The 23,356-nt window shown below is 47.4% G+C and carries 24 protein-coding genes; 15 read left to right on the forward strand and 9 right to left on the reverse strand.

The window, feature by feature from the left end:
• Positions 1 to 160 precede the first annotated feature (160 nt).
• The 3 genes from CIK99_RS05330 to CIK99_RS05345 form a co-directional block, all read right to left on the reverse strand.
• Positions 161 to 697, reverse strand: coding sequence for a helix-turn-helix domain-containing protein (locus CIK99_RS05330; RefSeq protein ID WP_094379475.1), 537 nt, complete (start codon positions 695 to 697; stop codon positions 161 to 163).
• Positions 698 to 1,149: 452 nt separating this feature from the next.
• Complete coding sequence (locus CIK99_RS05340) at positions 1,150 to 2,520, reverse strand: ATP-binding protein (protein ID WP_094380535.1); 1,371 nt, start codon at positions 2,518 to 2,520, stop codon at positions 1,150 to 1,152.
• Positions 2,521 to 3,021: 501 nt separating this feature from the next.
• Positions 3,022 to 4,584, reverse strand: coding sequence for an ATP-binding protein (locus CIK99_RS05345; RefSeq protein WP_094380536.1), 1,563 nt, complete (start codon positions 4,582 to 4,584; stop codon positions 3,022 to 3,024).
• 321 nt (positions 4,585 to 4,905) lie between these two features.
• On the opposite strand from CIK99_RS05345, the gene CIK99_RS15230 reads away from it, so the two are divergent.
• On the forward strand, positions 4,906 to 5,067 hold the full coding sequence (locus CIK99_RS15230; RefSeq protein WP_158215909.1) for a hypothetical protein: 162 nt from the start codon (positions 4,906 to 4,908) through the stop codon (positions 5,065 to 5,067).
• 92 nt (positions 5,068 to 5,159) lie between these two features.
• On the opposite strand, the gene ccsA is transcribed toward CIK99_RS15230, so the two are convergent.
• The 5 genes from ccsA to CIK99_RS05375 form a co-directional block, all read right to left on the reverse strand.
• Complete coding sequence (gene ccsA, locus CIK99_RS05355; protein WP_094380538.1) at positions 5,160 to 5,930, reverse strand: cytochrome c biogenesis protein CcsA; 771 nt, start codon at positions 5,928 to 5,930, stop codon at positions 5,160 to 5,162.
• Complete coding sequence (locus CIK99_RS05360; protein ID WP_094380539.1) at positions 5,927 to 6,676, reverse strand: hypothetical protein; 750 nt, start codon at positions 6,674 to 6,676, stop codon at positions 5,927 to 5,929. Before CIK99_RS05360 ends, ccsA begins: the two co-directional genes overlap by 4 nt.
• 69 nt (positions 6,677 to 6,745) lie before the next feature.
• Positions 6,746 to 7,042: a glutaredoxin-related protein gene (locus CIK99_RS05365; protein WP_094380540.1), complete on the reverse strand. Its 297-nt coding sequence runs from the start codon at positions 7,040 to 7,042 to the stop codon at positions 6,746 to 6,748.
• A 268-nt stretch (positions 7,043 to 7,310) separates the two neighbouring features.
• Complete coding sequence (locus CIK99_RS05370; RefSeq protein WP_094380541.1) at positions 7,311 to 7,877, reverse strand: 6-carboxytetrahydropterin synthase; 567 nt, start codon at positions 7,875 to 7,877, stop codon at positions 7,311 to 7,313.
• Positions 7,878 to 7,882: 5 nt separating this feature from the next.
• Positions 7,883 to 8,299, reverse strand: a complete 417-nt coding sequence (locus CIK99_RS05375; RefSeq protein WP_094380542.1) for a Fur family transcriptional regulator — start codon at positions 8,297 to 8,299, stop codon at positions 7,883 to 7,885.
• A 492-nt stretch (positions 8,300 to 8,791) separates the two neighbouring features.
• On the opposite strand from CIK99_RS05375, the gene CIK99_RS05380 reads away from it, so the two are divergent.
• Genes CIK99_RS05380 through CIK99_RS05390 form a run of 3 tightly spaced genes read left to right on the forward strand, consistent with a single transcriptional unit; the run spans position 8,792 to position 14,443 of the window.
• Positions 8,792 to 9,031, forward strand: a complete 240-nt coding sequence (locus tag CIK99_RS05380) for a carboxypeptidase-like regulatory domain-containing protein (protein WP_158215910.1) — start codon at positions 8,792 to 8,794, stop codon at positions 9,029 to 9,031.
• 3 nt (positions 9,032 to 9,034) lie between these two features.
• Positions 9,035 to 12,106 carry a TonB-dependent siderophore receptor gene (locus tag CIK99_RS05385; protein ID WP_094380544.1) on the forward strand — a complete coding sequence of 1,024 codons (3,072 nt, stop codon included), beginning with the start codon at positions 9,035 to 9,037 and terminating at the stop codon, positions 12,104 to 12,106.
• A 21-nt stretch (positions 12,107 to 12,127) separates the two neighbouring features.
• Positions 12,128 to 14,443, forward strand: a complete 2,316-nt coding sequence (locus CIK99_RS05390; RefSeq protein WP_094380545.1) for an ATP-binding protein — start codon at positions 12,128 to 12,130, stop codon at positions 14,441 to 14,443.
• Positions 14,444 to 14,686: 243 nt separating this feature from the next.
• Here CIK99_RS05390 and CIK99_RS05395 read toward each other — a convergent pair whose 3' ends face one another.
• Positions 14,687 to 15,574, reverse strand: a complete 888-nt coding sequence (locus tag CIK99_RS05395) for an AraC family transcriptional regulator (protein ID WP_216822785.1) — start codon at positions 15,572 to 15,574, stop codon at positions 14,687 to 14,689.
• A gap of 262 nt (positions 15,575 to 15,836) precedes the next feature.
• On the opposite strand from CIK99_RS05395, the gene rpsL reads away from it, so the two are divergent.
• The 11 genes from rpsL to rpsC all read left to right on the forward strand — a co-directional run bounded on the left by rpsL (position 15,837) and on the right by rpsC (position 23,352).
• Positions 15,837 to 16,217, forward strand: coding sequence for a 30S ribosomal protein S12 (gene rpsL / locus CIK99_RS05400; protein ID WP_094380547.1), 381 nt, complete (start codon positions 15,837 to 15,839; stop codon positions 16,215 to 16,217).
• Between the two features lie 75 nt (positions 16,218 to 16,292).
• On the forward strand, positions 16,293 to 16,847 hold the full coding sequence (gene rpsG, locus CIK99_RS05405) for a 30S ribosomal protein S7 (protein ID WP_173805312.1): 555 nt from the start codon (positions 16,293 to 16,295) through the stop codon (positions 16,845 to 16,847).
• Between the two features lie 27 nt (positions 16,848 to 16,874).
• Complete coding sequence (gene fusA, locus CIK99_RS05410; RefSeq protein WP_094380548.1) at positions 16,875 to 18,992, forward strand: elongation factor G; 2,118 nt, start codon at positions 16,875 to 16,877, stop codon at positions 18,990 to 18,992.
• A 102-nt stretch (positions 18,993 to 19,094) separates the two neighbouring features.
• The gene (gene rpsJ, locus CIK99_RS05415; protein ID WP_094380549.1) at positions 19,095 to 19,400 is read left to right on the forward strand and encodes a 30S ribosomal protein S10; all 306 of its coding nucleotides are present in this window, start codon (positions 19,095 to 19,097) and stop codon (positions 19,398 to 19,400) included.
• A 24-nt stretch (positions 19,401 to 19,424) separates the two neighbouring features.
• A complete protein-coding gene (rplC, locus tag CIK99_RS05420; RefSeq protein ID WP_094380550.1) occupies positions 19,425 to 20,039 on the forward strand; it encodes a 50S ribosomal protein L3 in 615 nt (204 codons plus the stop codon).
• A gap of 1 nt (position 20,040) precedes the next feature.
• The gene (gene rplD / locus CIK99_RS05425; RefSeq protein WP_094380551.1) at positions 20,041 to 20,670 is read left to right on the forward strand and encodes a 50S ribosomal protein L4; all 630 of its coding nucleotides are present in this window, start codon (positions 20,041 to 20,043) and stop codon (positions 20,668 to 20,670) included.
• A gap of 23 nt (positions 20,671 to 20,693) precedes the next feature.
• Entirely contained in the window at positions 20,694 to 21,056 is a 363-nt protein-coding gene (rplW, locus tag CIK99_RS05430; protein WP_094380552.1) for a 50S ribosomal protein L23, read from the forward strand.
• A gap of 6 nt (positions 21,057 to 21,062) precedes the next feature.
• Positions 21,063 to 21,887 carry a 50S ribosomal protein L2 gene (gene rplB / locus CIK99_RS05435; RefSeq protein ID WP_094380553.1) on the forward strand — a complete coding sequence of 275 codons (825 nt, stop codon included), beginning with the start codon at positions 21,063 to 21,065 and terminating at the stop codon, positions 21,885 to 21,887.
• Between the two features lie 22 nt (positions 21,888 to 21,909).
• Entirely contained in the window at positions 21,910 to 22,176 is a 267-nt protein-coding gene (gene rpsS / locus CIK99_RS05440) for a 30S ribosomal protein S19 (RefSeq protein WP_022315727.1), read from the forward strand.
• A gap of 33 nt (positions 22,177 to 22,209) precedes the next feature.
• Positions 22,210 to 22,608 carry a 50S ribosomal protein L22 gene (gene rplV, locus CIK99_RS05445; RefSeq protein ID WP_094380554.1) on the forward strand — a complete coding sequence of 133 codons (399 nt, stop codon included), beginning with the start codon at positions 22,210 to 22,212 and terminating at the stop codon, positions 22,606 to 22,608.
• A gap of 12 nt (positions 22,609 to 22,620) precedes the next feature.
• The gene (rpsC, locus tag CIK99_RS05450; RefSeq protein ID WP_094380555.1) at positions 22,621 to 23,352 is read left to right on the forward strand and encodes a 30S ribosomal protein S3; all 732 of its coding nucleotides are present in this window, start codon (positions 22,621 to 22,623) and stop codon (positions 23,350 to 23,352) included.
• The last annotated feature ends 4 nt before the right edge of the window (positions 23,353 to 23,356 follow it).

Raw genomic sequence — 23,356 nt, forward strand, 5'->3', positions numbered from 1 at the left:
CCGTACCGGCCTTTGTGCTTGTGGAATATTGTTGCTATTTTGTCCTTCACATCCTTGTATTTGTCATCATTGCCAATATTTTTCATGTGATAGTAAAAAGTGCTGCGTGCCATCTTCTTCAACTCCAACAGGAGATTGAGATCCACATGCTCCTCGCGCCTTAGTTCGTCAATGGCCCGCGCCCAATCCTTCTGTTTCGGGACTCTCTTTCCTCGACTAAGGCTTTCACTTTTTTTAGCAGCAGGTTCTCCGCCCTGAGGCGTTCGATCTCCCTGCGGAGCCTCTCGTTTTCCTTCTCACACTCTTCCTTTGGTAATCTTTTCATAATGCTCCTGGATTGTTCTCTTGGCGATGGTTGCTTACTTGCAAGCGCATCCTTTCCACCCTTGTTGAACTTGGACAGCCAGCCGACTAAGGTACTAGCCGAGATACCATGCTTAGAACTAATCTCAGGCAAAGTTAGCTCAGATTCTTGATATTCACGAATAATTTCGCATTTTTTTTCAAATGAATACTGGTTTTTCTTACATATACGCTTGTTTTCAAGTCCGGAGACTCCTTTTTCTTTATAAATGTATAACCACTCATAAATTTGATGGTGTCCAATGTGTAAACGGTCAGACACTGAACGAGGAGAGTTGCCCGCCTCTACTAATCTAATAGCTTCTAACTTTTCTTCTAATGTTCTTCTTCGCATATGAACAGTAAGTGTTGTGTCCAACTTTGGGGGTTCACTTCATCATTGTCCTGCCTTTTCGATAAATGATGATTGATTATTCGCAAGCTCATCAAGCTACGCAAGTTCTTCACACATTATATATTTTCAGCGGTGTTCATCAAGCTACGCAAGTTCTTCGCAAGCTCATCAAGCTACGCAAGTTCTTCACACATTATATATTTTCAGCGGTGTTCATCAAGCTATGCAAGTTCTTCGCAAGCTCATCAAGCTACGCAAGTTCTTCACACATTGTCTATCAAAAGAGGAGTTCATCAAGCTACGCAAGTTCTTCGCAACTTGTTTATTAATAGCGGTGCTCATCAAGCTGCGCAAGTGTTTGATGAACTGTAATATTGTGGTGGGAGGTTATAAGCCGAAGGGCTTTAGCTTTTTTCACCGCAGGAAAAATTAGTACAACGCTCATTCATTTCTTATGAGCTACGGAACAGGCTGGACAGGGCATATAGCGGACAGATGTTGATGTGACGTACGGTATCGTTATCTTCTTTGTCAGTATAGTCAAACGCCCCAAAATTTTCAAGTGAACAGCGCACGGCTTCTGTGAGATGCTTGTCACGCATGAATGACCAAAGACTTTTCATTCCTCCTTGTGTCCCAGCCTTGACCTCAATCGGAAGCACATGGAGACGGTGGGGTAACAGATAGTCTATCTCTGCCAGCGCATTCTTGGAAAGACGAACCCAATAATACAATTCATGACGAAGATTAGGCGTCTGATAATGGACCATTTCAAGACCAGCAACAAGTTCTGCCATTGCTCCCTTGTTGACCAAGTCGGAAACAGTAGCAGTAAGAATATGTGTGGTAACGTCGGAAATGTCGCCCAGGGACATGTGGAGCAGACGGAGTGTGAGTCCGGTATCGAGCAGAAGGTATTTCCTGTAGGAAGTGTTGGCTTCGCTGCCGAGGGGGAGGCCGTTGGCATCGGAGTGGGTAACGGGTATGAGAATGCCTGCCTGCGTGAGCATGTCAAGAGCACGCTTCACATCGGCAGCCTTGTAGTCGCCGACTTGGGAAAAGACGAACTTCTTGGTGGCTTGCATCGCTGCGCTGCGGAGCGTATGCCGGAGAAGGGTGATGTCTATTCGTTTGCGGTATTTTGGGAAATCGTCTTCGTAGCTGGTGAGGATGTCGTCCTGCAATTCCTGGCACAGGAGATAGTCGTGGGTGGCTACCCATTTGGCAACACACTCGGGCATTCCACCAACGAGCATATAGGTACGCAGCAGACTGACCAGTTTGTCATGAAGGGGCAACGGAAGAGGGGACGAATGGGTGGCCTGGTCTCGGGCTTCTACCAGCAAGTCTTCTCCGTTGGCAAGGAGAAACTCATCGAAGGTCATCGGATACATAAACATGGAGTGGATGCGCCCCACTCCGAATGTGGGGAGAGACTCAAGTGCGAACTCCAGGAGAGAACCTGCGGCAATGACATGAAGAGATGGCATGTCTTCCTTGAAAAAACGAAGGGACATGATGGCTTCGGGACATTCCTGTATCTCATCGATAAAGAGGAGGGTCTTGCCTGGTTCTATTCGACGGCGACATATTGCGGAAATCTGAGAAATGATGCGGTCGACATTGAGATCGGGAAGGAAAGCTGCCTTATATTGCGGTTCTCTCTCCAGATTGATTTCAACGTAGCTGGCAAACTGTCTGCCGAGTTGTCTTACGGCAGTGGATTTCCCGACTTGTCTGGCTCCCCTGAGGAGTATGGGCTTATGCGTGTCGCGTGATGCCCATTCTGAAAGATATTTGTCTATATGTCTATTATAATACATGACGGATGTTGTTAAGATATACTTATTCAACCGATAAATTGAAGTTTTTCGGCTGCAAAATTACGAAAAATAAAATAATCCAAAGAAATAATTCATGGGAAAATGACATTTTCCAAAGAAATAATTCATAAAAAACTGATTTTTTCCAAAGAAATAATCTTTTCGGGACAGGGGACAGGTCATTGTCCTGCCCTTTCGATAAATGATGATTGATTATTCACACATTGTCAATTAAAAGAGGTGTTCATCAAGCTGAAGCAAGTTCTTCGCAAGCTCATCAAGCTACGCAAGTTCTTCACACATTATATATTTTCAGCGGTGTTCATCAAGCTATGCAAGTCCATTATGCCATTTGGCCAATTTTCATTATGGTATTTGGCCAATATTATAAAAGCGAAGTTAAGATAATATTTCCATATCTCCTGCTATCCCACCTACAAACTCGTTGACCCCCAGGGCAATGTGCTCGACATCAAGGTCAGCCCCTTCAATCTCCAATTTTCAACTTTCAACTTTCCAATCGCATATAGTGCGGCGTTCGGGGTCGAAGTTGATACCGACTTTTACTATAGGCAAACCTGAGAGGGCAAACTTCGAGGAGTAGTCCTTGAGGTCTATCTGCTTTATGGCAGCCTGGGCGGACATATTCAGTTTAAGCTCAAAGAGGTAGAGAGCCTTGGCGGTCTTCATCACTATATCCACACGACCAGTCGGTGTGTGAACCTCCACCTCTACATATCTTCCGAAGAGCGAGAAGATGACGTAGAGCAGCTGCTGGTAATGCCCCTCTGAGTTGGCGTTGTCGCAATATGGCACAGTGAGGAGATAAGTCTGGAGGAGGCGGAACATCTCGTCGAGGTCTTCATTAAGCAATGCAAGATACATGTAGCCTATTGTTGTGCCTCCTTCAACGCAATACTCATGCACATAATTTGGCAAGAGGCTGTCCATCAGTCCTACACGGATCTCGGTGTTAGGAATGTCGAGTGTGTATAGTTTGGTAGCCTTATTGTAGTCCTTTATAGTGATATAGCCGCTCTGATAGAGCAGCGGAGTAATGTCCTTCATGTTTTCGGTAGGAGCATCGAAGGCGGATGCCAACACCTTTCCGCCACCTATTTTTGAAGGCACGACATTGAACTTCCTCAGCATCTCGATGAGATACGTCGGAGTGCCCGACGAGAACCAGTAGTTCTCGATGCGATTCACATTGAAAGCGTTTAGCAGGCTGAAGGGATTGAAAATGTCGGGCGAAGGCCAAGTGAAGTGGTAGCCGTCATACTGTTGCTTCAGTTGGTTTATCGACTCTTCGATGGTCCACTCGTTGACTCGGGCCAATCTCTCGGTATATTCCTGCATCTGTGTCAGCACTTCTTCTTTCGTGATACCGCAGATTCCCGCAAACTCCGGATACATGGAGATATTTGTCAAGTTGTTAAGCTCGCTGAAGATGCTGAGCTGCGAGAACTTTGTTATGCCTGTAAGGAAGACAAATTGCAAGTATGGGTCGCAGTCTTTCAAGGGCGAATAGAAATTGCGCATAACATTGCGCAGCACTGGCAAGTTTTGCTCCTCATGGACCACGTCGAGCAGCGGGGCATCGTACTCGTCGATGAGTATGACAACCTTTTTGCCTGTCTTTTTGTATGCTGCCTGTATCAATGCCGTCAAACGGTCGTTGTTGTCAGTGGCTGGATTGGTGATGCCGTATTTCTTTTCATACTCTGCAAGGCGATTGCCAAGGTATCGTTCCAACTGATCCTTCTCCATGTGCTTGCCCGATGCCATGCTGAATCTCAGCACAGGATATTCCGTCCATTCCTTCTCCACTGTTTCGATAAAGAGACCCTTGAACAATTCCTTCCTTCCCTCGAAATAAGCCTGAAGTGTAGATATAAGCAACGACTTGCCAAACCGCCTCGGACGGCTCAGGAAGATATACTTGCTGAGGTGTATCATGTTCCAGACGTACTCAGTCTTATCGATATATAGCATATCATCCTCAATGATGTTTGAGAATGTCTGTATGCCCACGGGCAGTCGCTTTAGTTGCTTCGTTTCCATATCAGTAAAACATTTAGTGTAACAATGTTTCTTATTTTGTCGGCAAAGTTACTGAAAATAAATGTAATAACGAAGATAAATCACATTTTTAGCAAGACTTTTAATAACTTTTATCACATTCAACTTCATAGGTTCTAATGATTCATTGGCGCTGGATAATCACTATAGGCCAATAGCCGACACTATTCTCAGCAAAAGTTTTCAGTGTGAAAAGCTATCCAAAGAAGTCTATATACATTCAACGTTGGGAACATTCTGGCTAACAGGAATGGATGTCAACCATAAGCCTGTGTTCAGATAACCGTCAACGGCAATCTCCTCTTGCAGTTTGACGCCCTCGACATCCTCGGCAAACTCAGCAACGCGCGCCACTACGTCAATGCCCAGGGTATGACCCAAACCTTCTACAACGTCATCCCCCGCTATTGCATGGTGCGACTGACATGGCGATTCAATAAGAAGGCGAAGAAGGGTGAAGATTGAAAATTGAAGGTTGAAGATTAAAGGTTGGAAGACAAACAAAGGCAAAATTATTTGGATAAAAAAAACGACGTACCTCTGAAAGCATACCTCTTTTAATAACTATGCATACTCCAACTTGCCGAGGGCAGGAAGTTGACTCCATACCAGCACATCTGGAGTAGCAGGAATCCGATGATGAGCCACCAGTATGCGCGATGGCTGCGTGGACGGAGACGGTGGTGGATATAGCCGAGATAAACCGCCCACGTGGCGGCTGCCCATGTCTCCTTCGGGTCCCATGTCCAGAAGTCGCCCCAAGCCTGTTTTGCCCAGATGCATCCCGAAAGCATGCCGAACGTCAGGAAGGCGATGCCTATGCGGGCGAGGCTGTCGCAGGTGGACAGATAACGCTCCGAACGCTGCCACAGCCCAGCTATGGCAAGCAGGAAGGCGCAGCCGAAGATGCTGTAGGAAAACATATATACCGTGACGTGGGGAATGAACCATGCGCTCTGCAGGGCGGGCATGAGACTCTGGTCGTGGATGTCGGGCCGGACGATGTTTATAGTCACAAACACCAGTGCCACGATGGTCGATGAGAGCGGAATCCAGCGGTAATGCCAACGGATGTACACCATTAAGCAGGAGACGATCATAAACAGCGAATACCATAGTCGGGTCTCGCCCAGTGTGCGCAGCGGCGGACGGCCGAGACCATACCATAGTCCGGCGATGAAAGCTGAATAAACCACTGTGCCTGCCGCCATTGAAAAGACACAAAACCTGCTGACGCCCTCTTTTTGCCTTAAGGCAGCCACAGTGCCCATAAGCCAGAACAATGCCGCTACGATGGCAAAAGGCAGAAACAAGCCCCATGTGATCATCTCTCTGCCTCCTTTCTCTTTCTAAGTGTCAGCGCCAAGGTACCTGTAAGGAGCATGACGATGCCGGCAAGCAAAGGATATTTCCATGGCTGGTGAACGTTCTGCAGCACGCAATAGGTCACTTCGCCTGTAGCCATATCGGTGTCGAAATCAACGAGATAGATATCGTCGGCAATGCTGGCGCTGTAAGGACTGTTGACGGCAACGCCAATCGTGTCGCCATCCATCACTACTGTAGCCGAATACTGTATTGGCGAGCCGTCGGCGGGATTTCTGTCAATGTCGAACGAGAGTAGGCGAGGGGAGCGGCCTGCTGGCTGCACCGTGACGAAGATGTCGGTTTTCCGCGTGTCGGCTGCTCCCGCCATGCCGCTGAACAAGGCAAGCCATAATCCTGCGTGAACAAGTATAAAGGCAAGGTCGCGCCGGAAGTGGAACGACCTTAGACGATGTATTATCACAAGTGCGAGGTGCATCTCCAAGGCGGAGAGCAAGGTTACGAAAGGCCACGACGACGAGAAGTCGGCCAGCGCAGGCAATAGTCCTCCTGCCACGACGTAGGCGGCTATGAGGCCGAGTAGCAGGCACGCGGCATGTGGCGACCGAGCCCGTTCTACCGCCTTGCACCGTCCCCATCTGCGCTCCACTACATACAGCAATGCCACGACAGCAGCCCCCAATGCCAGTCCTGAGGGAAAGGCGAAGATGCTGTAGTCTATTGTCAACAGATCTGATATCTTGGCCATGAGACGTAATGGATGAAGAAGGAAGAGGCGCTACTGTCAGTTGTTGTCCCGAGCTGTAGTAGCAGACTGTCAGCAACCGGAACCGTCGATCCTGCACGACGAGCCTTCACTGCTTTTGGCTCCAATGCCAGCTTCGAGCGACGACAGTGTCACCGTGCCGTCGTCGAGCACGAAACAAGGGATGCCTGCGAAACCATATCGTTTTGCGGCGTCGAAAACGGGGTCGTTGTCGCGAAGGAAGAGAAACTCTTTCAGGTTTCTCACATGAGCGCCTATATCTATAATAAGGTACTCGGGATTGTCTTTCACCCTTTCTATCACCTTGGTGCAGTCGGGGCATGTAGGCATAACAAATACTTTTATCATAACTGGATGTTTTTTTTATTAAGTTTACAGCTGCGAAGGTAGCACTTTTTTTATCAACGATCCACATCTTTTCGCAACAATTTTCCTGCCGTTAACTTTTATAAATTCAACACAGGTATATGCCGATGTGGTTATGGAAACAAAGGTTGAAGCCATTAGCCGAATTTCAAATTATTTTTCTAACTTGTACAATACGGGTGGAAAAGAGTGAAATCTTTTCCACCCGTATTTTCATCATCACTTTATTTTATATGCAGCTTTACGTGGATTATTTTTTACGATAACCACATTTTGGGCATACTCCATCCGCATTGAGGGCGACACCGCAAAGAGGACAGCGGTCGATGTTATTCTTTGTGGTAAACTCAGCAGAAGCGGCATTCACACCGCTTGTGAAAGTGATTTTAGCGATGTTCAGTTTGTCTTTCAACAAGTCATATACAATCTTAATCATACCTTCCACTGTCATGGTTTCTTTGGTAACAACCAGACGGGCATCGGGGTAAGCCGTTGCCAATTCGGTCTTGAAGGCCTCTCCTTTCATTTTGTTTTGCGGATGGCCGTTTTTGATGCCTTGCTTTTCATACACATCAAGAATGGCAGGAAGCAAAGGGTCATCTTCGCGGAGCACCAAGGCATGGTCAAAATTCTTCAACAGGCTCCATGCCACCTTTTGGATTTCATTACAAGGGTACACCATGTTTACACCTTCTTCAACCGTATCTTCCACCTCAATGGTCAGTGTGCCAGTGTGACCGTGAAGATACTGGGCTTCGCCTTGGAAGCCATAGAACCGATGTGCATACTGCAAATCGAAAGTCGTGATACTTCTCATACTTTTTACTTTTTAGAGTTTAACTTTGGGTTATTTATCGTTATCTGCACCTGTATTCGGCTAATGTCAACCGATGCAAAATTCTTTTCTTTCAAATACTGTCGTATCAATTCCGTAAGCCCTTCATCCATATAATCCAAGATGCTCTCTCCATCGAATATGTGGTGATGCTCTGTCACGGTAATGTCATAATAGTTTTTCCCCACTTCGGGATGGAACACAAGTGATAACAGATTAGCCTTGCAAAACGAATCAAGAATGCGATAGATGGTTGAGATGGTTATCTGATTATCTTTGGATTGCACACACTTGATTATTTCATCAATGGCAGCATGACGCAATTCCATCATAACCTCATAAACCACTTTACGTTGCGGAGTGATTTTTAGGCCTGCGTTCTTTATAATCTCCGTACTTTCCATTCTTCTCGTATTTTGATGCCACAAAGTTAATGAAAATATTTCGCATTTGCAAATTTTTACCAACAAAATTATGTTTTTTTAAGAATAAAGCCGCATTACCTATTTATATGTTCGAAGATAGTGGCATACTGGTGGGGGTTCACATATAATGATGTGGTTCCCGAGTGTTATATTATCACTATGGATGGTCTTGAATCGGAACATTTCGCCGACGTTGCGCCTCTCCCTGCGTCTCGGCACAGCACATCGCCGAGTCCATAGGCTACCGCAACCTCGACCGAGCTGACTGGGCGGAGAGGTAGTCTGCGGAACCTTAAGGACCTCACGAACGTGTGTACCCCTCCCCCAGATTATTTAATCTGTTTAGTTAATAAAACTAAAATAAACCGCAAAAGTTTTGTAAATATCTTAATTATTATTATCTTTGCAGAGAAATCACTGACTCAATTGGAATTATTGAATAGTAAAAAGTAAAGAATGGTTAAAAAAATTATGAGAGAAAAGATGTTTAATAGGATAGCAGTGATGCTACTTCTGTTAATGGTTTCCGGGGTGTTTGCCATTGCCCAAAACACCACATCGACAATAGTAGGAACAGTAGCTGACGCCGAAGACAATCTGCCTGGAGCAATAGTAAAAGTGACTGAGATAGAGACAGGTACGGTATATGCTGCCGTCTCAAACTCGAAAGGACAATTCCGAATCAATGGAGTACAGCCAGGCGGCCCTTAGCGCATGGAGGTTTCTTTTGTAGGACATAAGAAAGGTGTAATAAAGATTACTCGTGTAAACCTCGGACAGACATACTCTTGTGACGTCACTCTTGAGACTGGTAACGAACTGCAAGAAGTGGTGGTGCGCAGTCAGGCAGCATTGCGCAAGACCGGCGGATCGGAAAACTTCACCGAGGAGACCATCGACAATCTCCCTTCCATCAACAGAAACATGATGGACATTCTCGCCATGTCTCCATACTACCTCGACGCAGGAGTGATAGGCGGTCGCGACGACCGTATGAATAACTTCAGCGTGGATGGAGCAAACTTCAACTCAAACATGGGGCTCGACCGCGAGAAGATGCCTGGCGGTGGCACTCCATTTGCCATCGAGGCACTCGAAGACGTTCAGGTGGTGACCTCGGCGTTCGACGTGAAGAACTCCAACTTCATGGGCGCCACCATCAACGCCATCACAAAGAAAGGTACTAATCGCTTTACCGGTTCGGCATACCACTATTATAAAGACGAGTCGCTGCGCGGAAACAAGGTTGACGGCGAGGAGCTTACCGCACCTCGCGGCGACATAAAGCGTACCATCTACGGACTCACTCTTGGTGGTCCGATAATAAAAGACAAACTCTTCTTCTTCGTCAGCGCCGAACTCGAAAACACGCCACTCGAGATTCACCAGTGGCGATGCTCGGAAGACGGCGTGGAAGACGGCAAGAACCTCATCTCGCGCGTCAGTTTGGCCGACGCACAGCGCTTTGCCAACGACCTCAAGACGATGTACGGATGGGATGCCGGTTCATACACCAACTTCACAGGCGACAACAAGTTCTTCAGACTCATGTCGCGCATCGACTGGAACATAAATGACAACCACCAGTTAACACTGCGCTATAACCAGACCAACGGAAAGAAGGACAACGCCTTCGCAAGTCCGGGCGTGGGGCTCAACGACGCACGAGTGGGAACACTCTCTATGGTGTTTGACGGCTCTAACTGGAAGAAGATAGACAACGTCTATTCGCTCACTGCTGAACTCAACAGCCGTTTCGGCAACACAATAAGCAACAAACTGCGCGGGGCGTTTACCTTCAACGATGCCAACAACCGCGAGTGTGACGCCGCATTCCCCAATATTGAGATTATGAAGACATATGACGGCGACGGCAAAAATCACGCCTATATGTCGGCCGGATACGACCCACATGCATGGAAAAACGGTATCAACGAGAAGAGCTGGAACATCACCGACGACCTCAACATCTCACTCGGCGACCATTATCTCACCCTCGGAGCGGGATTTGAATCTACCGTAGCGTCAAACTGCTACATGAAATATGGCGCAGGATACTACCGCTATGCCTCATACGACGACTTCGTAAACAAAAAGGCCCCCGTGGCATTCGCCATGTGCTGGTCGCTGACCGGCGAAGAGCGAGCCCTCTCTGATGTCACCTACAACCGCCTCTCGGCTTACTTGCAGGACGAATGGCAGGTGAGCAAGCGCCTCAGACTGCTCTATGGCGTGAGGATGGACATGCCGATGTACACCAACCACCGCTACGAAAATCCCTCGGTGGCCGACCTTGACTTCAACGGCACCAAGCTCAACACTGGCGAATGGCCCGGCAACAAGATGATGATTGCGCCACGAGTGGGATTCAACTACGACCTGACAAAAGACGGCAGCCTTGTGCTCCGTGGAGGAACAGGTATCTTCACAGGCCGCTTCCCGCTGATCTTCTTCAGTAAGATACAAGAAGGTTCAGGCATGCTGCAGACCACGGTAAATATCTCCAACGCCGCCAACGCGCTGCTGCCATACCTCGCCGGAGGAGTGCGCACACCGCAGCAAGTGCTTACAGAGATAGTGCCTTCGCTCCCCGACGACCTCAAGACGCTCTTCCCTACACAGCCAGGAGCGAAAAACAACCTCATCGCCATCGACAAGAACTTCAAGATGCCGCAGACATGGAAGACAACACTCGCCCTCGACTGGAAAATGCCGCTCGGCTTTGACAATATGTTCACACTGGAAGGTACATACGCCAAGGACTTCAAAGCTCTCTCCATCTACGATGCAAATATCGACATGGAAAAGGCAACGGCAAAACGCTTCGAAGGTCCTGACAACCGCTATTACTATCCCGGCAATGTCGATATGCGCATCTATCCTAAAATCGGATATGCCTACGAGCTGAAAAACACCGACAAGGGTTACTCAGCCAACATCATGGCACAGATAAAGATGCGCCCGCTGAAAAACCTTGACCTTATGGCAGCTTACACATGGACAACGGCAAAGAGCGTCAACAGTTTGCTCAGCAACCAGATAGAGAACGCTGTGACAAACCATCACCAGGTGAATGGCATCAACTTCGAACAGTCGTCACACCCAAGTTACCTCCATTCGCCACACCGCATCATCGCGTCGGCGGCATACAAAGTGGATTACCTCGACGACAACATGTCAACACGCATCTCGGTGTTCTATCAGGGAAGAAAGAACGGTACTTACAGCTATCTCTACAACGGCGACATGAACAACGACGGTAAAGGCTACGACCTTATATATATACCCGCGTCGAAAGACGAGATGAACTTCGTGGAGAACGCCATAAAGAACGGACCGACCTTCACGCCCGAACAGCAGAAAGAGGCCTTCTGGAACTTCATCAACCAGGACCCTTACCTCAGCAAGCATAAGGGCGAATATGCCCAGGCTTACGGCGCTTACAACCCTTGGTTTAACCGCTTCGACGTCAGACTGACACAGGAGATAAAGGTCAAGGCTGGCAAGAGCGTCAACCGCCTGCAGCTCAACTTCGACATCCTCAACTTCGGCAACCTGCTCAACAGCAAGTGGGGATGCACCAAGACGGCTATCGCAGCGGCTTACCAACCCCTCGTGGTGGACACTAAAAACCGTGTCGATGCCAATGGCGTGCCTCAGTATAAGCTCAGTACCTACAAGGACTCTGATGGCAACACCAAGCTCATCGACCACACCTTCGACGTACAGCGCAACAACAACAACTGCTGGCGCATGCAGATCGGTGTGAAATATATCTTCAACTAAGGTTTTACTTATACAAAAAAGATGAAAAGAGTGACTCGACGATACATGTTTCTTGGAGCAATAGCCTTGGCCACACTGTTCATGGCTGTTGCTGTCTATTCGTGTAATAGGGAAGGAGCCAAGAAAGTTGTGGTGATGTTCTCGTTCGACGAGAACCAGTATAGCTATGCCCTGTTTCGCGAGTCGCTCGAAGAAGCCTTTAAGAAAAGAAAGCAGTCGGTGGACATTTCCTACTATTACATCGACTGTCTCATACGCTCGCACAACGACGAGATAAACGAATGTCAACGCATACTCGATGAATGCCAGCGCAATGGCAAGCCCGACCTTATCATGACCGTGGGCGACGAGGTGACATACTCCACACTCCACACCTATGACACACTGATAAAGACCGTCCCGGTGGTCTATGGCTCGGTGATCTATCCTAACCGCGGAATGTTGGTCAAACATCCAAATATCACAGGATATATGGACAGCATCAACGTGGTGAAGAATATCTATCTCGCCCACCAGCTCTTCGGCTCCTATGCCACCTTCACCATGATCTCTGACCGTGTGCTCGACAAGGTGATAAAGAGATACTCTTCAGAGCAGATCGCCACCAAGAGGGATATCGTCAACAATCTCGACTGGCATCTCACACTCTTTGAGTGCCGACTGAATGCACAGGAACATAAGTTCTCGTTCACACCCTTCTCTCTGCGCAACCTCTCGCTCAACACCCACATGGACGTCAAGCAAGACTCGTTGGGCAATGATAACCTGACGCTCGTGGCGGGAAGGAACCAGGAGTTTACGTATATACAGACAAAATACGACGACGAGTCGATGAACATGGTGAACATCAGCAGCGGCAAGCCCATGCTCACAGCCACATGGATGGATTTCGGCAATCCCGAAGGAAAGATCCTTGCAGGCTATTTCGCCTCGGCGGAGAGCATTGCCGACCAGATGGTGGAGGCTGCAGTGAAGATACTCAACGGCACCGACCCGAAAGACATTCCACAGGAATACTCCCGTCAGGCTTATCATATCGACTGGCGGCAAGCGAAGAAGAACGGATATAAGGTCAGCACCCTGCCCGATGGATTCGAGGTGGTAAACCTTACGTTCCGCGACCGCTATCCACGACTGTTCTTAGTATTGGAATATGGCGGCATATTCTTCAGTTTCGTAATGGTGATAGTCGTCCTCTACCTCCTCATGCGACTCAACAAACAGAAGAAAGCAGCCCGGCAGCAGATGGAACACGACAACCTGCTCTACTCGATGGTGACGAGCGACAACCTCACCTTCACATGGGAAAGGGTGGGCAACACCGTCAAGTTAAGACACGACTTCTGGGAATACTATAAGCAGACACCACACGACATCGACGTCAATGAGTTCAAGCAGATGATTCATCCCGACTTTAGGGATGCCTACGACTATGCCATAGAGAATTCAAACAAAGGACACTATATGACCGTGGAGGTGAGAGGCGACTTCGACCACGACGGCAGATACCGTTGGTATCTCATCCGCGGAAAAGGAATACTCGACCAGAACGGACATTTCCTACATTCATATGGCATGTTGCAGAACATCGACCAGTTTAAGGAACGCGAGGCAGAGATGGAAGAGGCAAGGCGAATGGCAGAGGAGGCAACACTCAAGGAGTCGTTCCTCGCCAATATGAGCCACGAGATACGCACACCGCTCAACGCTATAGTGGGCTTCTCCAACCTTATCCTCCAACCCGACGCTGACTTCTCGCCTGAGGAGAAGAAAATGTTTGCAGACACTATCAACACCAACAACGAACTCCTCCTGAAACTGATCAACGATATACTTGACGTGTCGAGAATAGAGTCGGGAGAGATGAAGTTTGTGATCAAATACTGGTCAGTACAGGAATTGGTGGAAAAGGTCTATAACACGTTCAAGGTGCAGATGCCGCAGCATCTCGACTTCCGCCTCGTACAGTCCAGAACGTATGTGGCTGTAAAGGTGGATGACTCCCGTCTGCAACAGGTTTTAGGCAACTTCCTCACCAATGCGGGCAAGTTTACACATGAAGGCTCGATAACTCTTGGTTGGGAATACTCTGCCGAAGACGACAGGGTGGAACTCTATGTTGAGGACACAGGTATAGGCATGGATGAAGACGACTGTAAGATGGTGTTCAACCGCTTCTATAAGAAAGATGAATTCAAGCAGGGAACAGGCCTCGGACTCTCTATCTGCAAGGCCATCGTGGTGCGTCTTGGCGGTAAGATTGCCGTGAAGTCTGAGTTGGGCAAAGGCTCCCGCTTCTCTGTCTTCCTTCCTGGCTACAGGGGGGGTAGAGAATAGTAAATAGCTTTTGTTAATAGTTGACGAATTGACGAATTGAGGGATGGCAAGTTGATTGTGCAAACGCCCGCCTATGTAGGGCCATCGGCGTTCATCTACGAGAAGCTGCGGATGCTCGACAGTCTTTTAGATACTTGGACAATAATAATATGTTCGCGCGTACATATCTACATAATGTGAGTAATACCGTTTTATATTTCCTCTTATCGTTGCGTCTGCTATTTTCTCCTATCGTTGCTTTTGCTATTTCCGCCTGTAGTTGCGTGGCGACAATCCCGTATGCTTCTTGAAGAAAGTGCCGAAAGCCGAAGGGTTGGGGAAGTGGAGCAAGTCGGAGATCTGCTTAACGCTCTTGTCGGTGTTGTTCATGAGGAATATGCCCCGTCTGATGATGGCCCTGAAGATATGTTGCTGTACGGTAAGTCCCGACACCGACTTCGATATTGCGGAGAGATATTTTGGCGATAGACACAACTTGTCGGCATAGAAACTCACGCTTCTCTCTGTCTCATAGTGCTTTTCAATCAGTTGTATGAGATTGATGTATATCTCCGTCTGGCGGTTTGACAATGCGTCGGTGTGTGAGTTCAACCTACTGAAAATGGAGCATAAACGGTAGGTGAGCGAAAGTTTGAGTAGCAGGCTTTCTTTCTCGATAAACACATCGCCGTTGCAAGTGTCGAAGTTCCTGAAGAGGACGAGGTAATGCCACAGCTCGGGTACTTCGTCGTTTCTGACAATGTTGTAGTTGAGCGGATGGACTACGTCGAGGAATTTCATTCCCATGATGGTGTTACCGAGAATCTCTCGTATAGAGTCGATGCGATAGAATAGCAACGAATACCTGCAGTCTGCCGACGAGGAGATGACCTTAAAAAGTACATCGCGGCTGATAAACAATGTGTGTCCGCCGCCAATCTTACATTCCTCTTCCCCAATGGTAAACGTAAAGAAGCCCTTATGGCAAATGACAAGGGCAATATGTTCTATAAGGAAATCCTTTCTCAGGATCTCGGGGAATGACGACGCCTCGCTTCTTGTGCAGCAGATGTCGCGTCCGGAAGATAGCTCACGCTGCAATAAGGCAGTGGTGTCGATGATGGAAATATCATTTTGTGTCATCACTAACATGTTGAATAATTGTGTGCAAAGATAAAGCAAAAATGCAAGAAAAACAAGTAAAAATGTATTTTTTGCCATCATGGAGGTCAAAAAATAGTTAAAAAAACTTATAAAATGCCCGTTTTTTCATTACTTGGAAAGTTTTATTGCCTATAAATTAGGTAGTTTCGGGAAAAAGTTGTACCTTTGCACCCCAAAAGGGCTTATAAGGCCTTGGTGTATCAAGCAGAAAATAAACAAAATATATAATAACATAAAAAAATAAAGAACAATGCCTACAATTCAACAATTGGTAAGAAAAGGCAGAAAGGTGCTTGTTGACAAGAGCAAGTCGCCAGCTTTGGACTCATGTCCTCAGCGTCGTGGCGTATGTGTTCGTGTCTATACAACCACACCTAAGAAGCCTAATTCGGCAATGCGTAAAGTTGCCCGTGTGCGTCTGACAAACCAGAAAGAGGTTAACTCTTACATCCCAGGAGAGGGACACAACTTGCAGGAGCACTCAATCGTGTTAGTACGTGGCGGTCGTGTTAAGGACCTCCCTGGTGTACGTTATCACATCGTTCGTGGAACGCTTGATACAGCTGGTGTAGCAAACCGCACACAGCGCCGTTCTAAGTACGGAGCTAAGCGTCCAAAGGCAAAGAAATAAATAACCGGAGAAGGTTATATCGCCCAAAGGACTTAAGTATTAATTAGTTTTGCTGGAGAGATTGTTATAAGAAGGTTGAGTAAATGCTCTGGAGAGAGCGTTGAAGAACAAAAAAGAAACAGCCCCAAGCAGAATATTTTCATTAAAAGTAAAATGAGAAAAGCAAAACCAAAGAAGCGCGTGATCCTTCCGGATCCAGTATTCAACGACCAGAAGGTCTCAAAGTTTGTTAACCATCTGATGTATGATGGAAAGAAGTCTATCTCTTACGAGATCTTCTACAACGCCCTTGAAACAGTCAAGGCAAAGATGAGCAACGAGGAAAAGTCTGCACTCGAGATTTGGAAGACTGCCCTCGACAACATCACTCCTCAGGTAGAGGTAAAGAGCCGCCGTATCGGTGGTGCTACATTCCAGGTTCCTACCGAAATTCGTCCCGATCGTAAGGAGAGTATCTCTATGAAGAACATGATCAACTTCGCACGCAAGCGTAGCGGCAAGTCAATGTCTGACAAACTCGCTGCTGAGATCATGGACGCTTTCAACAACCAGGGTGGCGCTTACAAGCGTAAGGAAGACATGCACCGTATGGCAGAGGCTAACCGCGCATTTGCTCATTTCAGATTCTAATTTAATTATTAAAAAGGAAAAAAGAATATGGCAAACCGCGACTTACATTTGACTCGTAATATCGGTATTATGGCTCACATCGATGCCGGTAAGACAACAACATCAGAGCGTATCCTCTTCTATACAGGTAAGACACACAAGATTGGTGAGGTGCACGACGGTGCAGCCACCATGGACTGGATGGCTCAGGAGCAGGAGCGTGGTATCACTATCACATCTGCTGCCACTACCTGTAACTGGAAATATAAGAACAACAGCTACAAGATCAACTTAATTGACACTCCGGGACACGTGGACTTCACCGCGGAGGTTGAGCGTTCACTTCGTGTACTTGACGGTGCAGTAGCTACATACTCAGCTGCCGATGGTGTACAGCCACAGTCTGAGACCGTATGGCGCCAGGCTGACAAGTACAACGTGCCACGTATCGGTTATGTTAACAAGATGGACCGCTCGGGTGCTGACTTCTTCGAGACTGTTCAGCAGATGAAGGACATCCTGGGTGCAAACCCCGTAGTTCTGCAGGTGCCTATCGGTGCAGAGGAGAACTTCAAGGGTGTTGTTGACCTCATCAAGATGAAGGCTATCCTGTGGCACGATGAGACCATGGGTGCTGACTACGACATCGAGGACATCCCAGCTGACCTTCAGGATGAGTGCGACGAGTGGCGCAACAAGCTGCTCGAGGCTGCTGCAGAGTACGACGAGGCTATCATGGAGAAGTACTTCGACGATCCTAACTCTATCACTGAAGAGGAGATAATCACCGCAATACGCAAGGGTACTGTAGCTATGGAGTGCACACCAATGATCTGCGGTTCTTCATACAAGAACAAGGGCGTTCAGCCACTCCTTGACTACGTATGCGCCTTCCTGCCATCTCCAATGGATATCGAGAACATCGTAGGAACCAACCCTGATACTGAAGAGGAAGAGACACGTAAGCCTTCTGATGAAGACCCAACATCAGCCTTGGCTTTCAAGATTGCTACCGACCCATACATGGGCCGTCTGGTATTCTTCCGCGTTTATTCAGGTAAGGTTGAGGCTGGCTCATACATCTTCAATGCCCGTTCAGGCAAGAAGGAGCGTATCAGCCGTCTGTTCCAGATGAACTCTAATAAGGAAATCCCAATGGAATCTATCGATGCCGGTGATATCGGTGCAGGCGTAGGTTTCAAGGATATTCGCACAGGTGATACGCTCTGCGACGAGGCGCACCCAATCGTGCTCGAGTCAATGACATTCCCTGACACTGTGATCTCTATAGCAGTAGAACCAAAGAGCCAGGCTGACATTGCCAAACTTGACAACGGTCTCGCTAAACTCGCTGAGGAAGACCCAACATTCACCGTTCGTACTGACGAGCAGAGTGGTCAGACTATCATCTCTGGTATGGGTGAGCTTCACCTCGATATCATCATCGACCGTCTGAAGCGTGAGTTCAAGGTTGAGTGTAACCAGGGTAAGCCACAGGTTAACTACAAGGAAGCAATCACCAAGACTGTTAACCTCCGCGAGGTTTACAAGAAGCAGTCGGGTGGACGCGGTAAGTTTGCCGACATCATCGTTAACGTTGGTCCTGTTGACGAAGACTTCAAGGAAGGCGGTCTGCAGTTCGTTAACGAGGTTAAGGGTGGTAACATTCCTAAGGAGTTCATCCCATCTGTACAGAAAGGCTTCGAGAACGCCATGAAGAACGGTATCCTCGGAGGCTATCCAATGGACAGCATGAAGGTGACACTCGTCGATGGCTCGTTCCACCCAGTTGACTCTGACCAGCTCTCATTCGAGCTCGCAGCACTCAACGCCTACAAGAACGCTTGCGTTAAGGCAGGTCCAGTGCTCATGGAGCCTATCATGAAGCTCGAGGTAATCACACCTGAGGAGAACATGGGTGATGTTATCGGCGACTTGAACAAGCGTCGTGGTCAGGTAGAAGGTATGGATGAGGCCCGCAGTGGCGCACGCATCGTAAAGGCTATGGTACCACTGTCGGAGATGTTCGGTTACGTAACCGCACTGCGTACTATCACCTCTGGTCGTGCAACAAGCTCTATGGAGTATGACCACCACTCTCCACTCTCAAGCGCTATCGCTAAGACAGTGCTCGAGGAAGTAAAGGGTCGTGCAGACTTAGTATAATCAAACATTCATAGGTGAGAAAAGAGGCGCTGCTTAGCGAATGACTCTTAAGTGGCGTACCTCTTTTCCAATATATTTTTTTAATAATAATAAAAATAGACAATGAGTCAGAAAATCAGAATCAAGCTGAAGTCATACGACCACACTCTTGTTGACAAATCAGCAGAAAAGATTGTGAAGGCAGTAAAGTCAACAGGCGCTATCATCAGCGGTCCTATTCCATTGCCAACACACAAGCGTATCTACACCGTTAACCGCTCAACCTTCGTCAACAAGAAGGCTCGTGAGCAGTTCCAGCTCTCAGATTACAAGCGTCTCATCGACATCTACAGCTCAACAGCAAAGACAGTTGACGCCCTGATGAAGCTCGAGTTGCCAAGTGGTGTTGAAGTAGAAATCAAAGTATAGTCTAATTTTTAGTTTTAAATTGAAATGCCAGGATTAATTGGAAGAAAAATCGGAATGACATCCGTTTTCAGTGCCGACGGTAAGAATGTACCGTGCACTGTTATCGAAGCTGGTCCATGTGTTGTAACACAGGTAAAGACCGTTGAAAAGGACGGTTATGCAGCCCTTCAGTTGGCTTTCGGCGAGGCAAAGGAGAAGAACACTACCAAGCCTATGCTGGGAATCTACAAGAAGGCAGGTACAACACCTAAGAACCACTTGGCCGAGTTCAAGTTTGACGAGGAGTACAACCTCGGTGACACGATTACGGTTGATATCTTCAACGACGTTGAGTTCGTTGACGTTGTCGGCACATCAAAGGGTAAAGGTTTCCAGGGTGTAATGAAGCGTCATGGCTTCGGTGGTGTAGGCCAGAGCACTCACGGACAGGATGACCGCGCACGCAAGCCGGGATCTATCGGCGCCTGTTCTTACCCTGCAAAGGTGTTCAAGGGTATGCGCATGGGCGGCCACATGGGTAACGAAAGAGTGACCACTCAGAACTTGAAAGTGTTAAAGGTAATTCCAGAGCACAATCTTATCCTCGTGAAGGGTAGCATTGCTGGATGCAAAGGTTCAACCGTTTTAATCAAGAAGTAAGATGGAAATTAGCGTATTAAATATCAATGGCCAGGAGACAGGCCGCAAGGTCGAACTCAACGACGCTGTCTTCGGCATCGAGCCTAATGACCACGTTCTTTATCTGGACGTAAAACAGTATCTCGCTAACCAGCGTCAGGGTACAGCTAAAGCTAAGGAAAGAAGTGAGCATACAGGTTCTACACGCAAACTTGGTCGTCAAAAGGGCGGCGGCGGTGCTCGCCGTGGTGATATCAACTCACCAGTGCTCGTTGGTGGTGGACGCGTCTTCGGTCCAAAGCCACGCGACTATCGTTTCAAGCTCAACAAAAAAGTAAAAGTTCTTGCTCGTAAGAGTGCACTCTCTTACAAGGCTCAGGAGAACGCAATCTTGGTTGTTGAAGATTTCAATTTTGAGGCTCCAAAGACTAAAGATTTCGTAAATATTACTAAAAATCTTAAAGTCGAGGGCAAAAAATCGCTGTTTGTTTTGCCAGAATCAAATAATAATGTATTTTTGTCGTCGCGAAACTTGCAGAACAGCAAGGTGACACTCGCACAATTGCTCAATTCGTACAATGTTTTGAATGCAGAAGTGCTCGTGATCACTGAGAAATCGCTGGAGACTATCAATAGTATCTTAAACAAATAAAACAACTAAGGAGATAAAGCAATATGGCATTTATAATCAAACCATTGGTCACTGAGAAGATGACAAAACTGACAGACAAGACATCTGTCGATAAGACCTTTACTCCTAAGACAGGAAAGAACAAGGGTACCGAAATTACAAAGGTTGCAAGACCTAAGTACGGTTTCATCGTTCGTCCTGAGGCAAACAAGTTGGAGATTAAGAAAGAGGTTGAAAGTCTGTACAATGTAACCGTTCTTGAGGTAAACACTCTTCGTTATGCCGGCAAGCGCTCGCAGCGTTATACTAAGGCAGGGCTCGTGAGAGGCAAGAAGAACGACTTCAAGAAGGCTATCGTCACTCTGAAAGAGGGCGACACTATTGATTTTTATAGCAATATACAATAAACAGAAATGGCAGTACGTAAATTTAAACCGGTAACTCCGGGACAAAGACACAAAGTTATTGGCACGTTCGAGGAAATTACTGCATCCGTGCCAGAAAAATCTCTCGTTCGCGGTAAGCGTTCTACCGGCGGTCGAAACAACACCGGTAAGATGACCGTTCGCTACATAGGTGGTGGTCACAAGAAGAAGTATCGTCTGATCGACTTCAAGCGAGAGAAAGATGGTGTTCCAGCTGTTGTAAAGACTATCGAGTACGATCCAAATCGCTCGGCTCGCATAGCGCTTCTTTACTATGCTGATGGTGAAAAACGTTATATCATTGCTCCTAATGGACTGCAGGTAGGTTCTACACTGATGTCGGGTGCTGATGCTGTACCAGAGATTGGAAATGCACTCCCGCTCGCCAACATTCCTGTCGGTACCGTAATTCACAACATTGAGTTGCGTCCAGGACAGGGAGCCCTGCTCGTTCGTTCGGCTGGTAACTTCGCTCAGTTGACTTCACGCGAGGGTAACTATTGCGTAATCAAGCTCCCTTCAGGTGAGACTCGTAAGATCTTGAGCGCTTGTAAAGCAACAGTAGGTAGTGTAGGTAACTCTGACCACGCACTTGAGCAGTCTGGTAAGGCTGGTCGTTCTCGCTGGTTGGGACGCCGTCCTCACAACCGTGGTGTTGTGATGAACCCACATGATCACCCAATGGGTGGTGGTGAAGGCCGTCAGTCTGGTGGACACCCACGTTCACGCAAGGGCTTGTACGCTAAGGGTCTCAAGACACGTGCACCTAAGAAGCTTTCTAACAAGTACATCATTGAAAGAGCAAGTAAGTAATCAAGTTAACTAAGAGAAAATTATGAGTCGTTCATTAAAAAAAGGTCCGTACATCAACGTATCGCTCGAGAAAAAAATCCTTGCCATGAACGAAAGCGGCAAGAAGAGCGTCGTTAAGACTTGGGCTCGTGCATCAATGATTTCCCCAGACTTCGTGGGTCACACTGTTGCAGTTCATAACGGAAATAAGTTTATTCCTGTTTACATTACTGAAAACATGGTTGGACACAAGCTCGGTGAGTTCTCGCCAACTCGTCGCTTTGGTGGCCACGCAGGTAACAAGAAGTAAAACAGGTTCACCAGAAATTAAAAGACAATTATAATGGGAGCAAGAAAACATATTAAGGCTGAAGAAAGAAAAGCAGCTCTTAAAACTCAGTATTTTGCTAAATTGAAGGATGTTCCTTCTTCTCCTCGCAAGATGAGATATGTCGTTGACATGATCCGCGGCATGGAAGTGAACAGAGCACTCGGCGTGCTTCGCTTCTCTAAGAAAGCAGCTTCCGCAGACGTTGAGAAGCTTCTGCGCTCAGCTATCGCTAACTGGGAGGCAAAAAATGACCGCAAAGCTGAAGAAGGAGAATTGTATATCACAAAGGTATTCGTTGACGAAGGCGTAACTTTGAAGCGTATGAGACCAGCACCTCAGGGTCGTGGTTACAGAATCCGCAAGCGTTCAAACCACGTTACTTTGTTTGTTGACGCCAAAACTAATGATTAATAGATAAATAGAATGGGACAGAAAGTTAATCCAATAAGCAACCGACTCGGAATCGTTAGAGGTTGGGAATCAAATTGGTTCGGTGGCAAGAACTTCGGTGACAACCTGGTTGAAGACCAGAAGATCCGCAAGTATCTTAACGAGCGTCTGGCAAAGGCCAGTGTTTCGCGCATCGTCATCGAACGTACACTGAAATTGGTTACCATTACTATTTGTACCGCTCGCCCGGGCATCGTCATTGGTAAAGGTGGTCAGGATGTTGACAAACTGAAGGAAGAACTCAAGAAGCTTTACGACAAGGAGATTCAAATTAACATCTTCGAGGTTAAGAAGCCAGAGCTCGATGCCAACATCGTTGCAAACAACATCGCACGCCAAGTAGAAGGCAAGATCGCATATCGCCGCGCAATCAAGATGGCTGTCGCTAACACTATGCGTGCAGGTGCAGAAGGTATTAAGGTTCAAATCACAGGACGTCTGAATGGTGCCGAAATGGCCCGTAAGGAAATGTACAAAGAGGGACGTACTCCTCTTCATACTTTCCGCGCAGATATCGACTATTGTCAGGCAGAGGCACTCACAAAGGTCGGCCTCCTGGGAATCAAGGTTTGGATTTGCCGTGGCGAGGTCTATGGCAAGCGTGATCTCACACCAAACTTCTCACAGGACAAGAACTCTCCACGTGGCGCTAATGGTAACAATGGTGGCAGAAAGTTCCGTGGTAAGAAGAATAATAATCGTTAAAAGT

The sequence above is a fragment of the Prevotella sp. P5-92 genome (assembly GCF_002251245.1).
Lineage (GTDB): Bacteria > Bacteroidota > Bacteroidia > Bacteroidales > Bacteroidaceae > Prevotella.